Origin of the sequence: Phocaeicola sp. RTP21198st1_B8_RTP21198_201120, assembly GCF_040929485.1 — a bacterium.
GTDB lineage: Bacteria > Bacteroidota > Bacteroidia > Bacteroidales > Bacteroidaceae > Phocaeicola > Phocaeicola dorei.
In genome coordinates, this window is record NZ_JBCOCI010000312.1 from 1 (window position 1) to 367 (window position 367).

General features: G+C 44.4%; 1 pseudogene. It reads right to left on the minus strand.

The annotated features are described in order from the left end of the window. Nucleotides 1-344 (minus strand): annotated as a pseudogene (locus tag AB5935_RS25785) (hypothetical protein); the annotation flags it as partial. Between the last annotated feature and the right edge of the window lie 23 nt (nucleotides 345-367).

Here is a 367-nt window from a genome sequence, read left to right on the forward strand (position 1 = left end):
CCCTTTTCCCGGATATAGGGTAGTAATACCTGATTGATATATTCCTTTTTGGAAATATCTCCGGAGATAGCCGGTACATCCGTCATCTTCGGGAATGAATAGATTTCCAGACGGGTATTCGGTACGAAGGCGGAGTATTTGGCTTTTATCGATTGTTGGCTGAACAAGGCCATAAACGTATAGACAGGGTCTTGCCTGTCGGGATTGGCAGGATAAAGCATATAGGAGGATTCTGCATGGGGTTTCTCCTTGCCGGTTTCATAACCGACAAGGAGCTGGCCTTCACCGTCTTTCCTGAAAAGCTCGTCCAATAGTTTGGGATCATCAGAAATATAGGTTGCCATTTTTCTTACATTTTAGGTGTGAT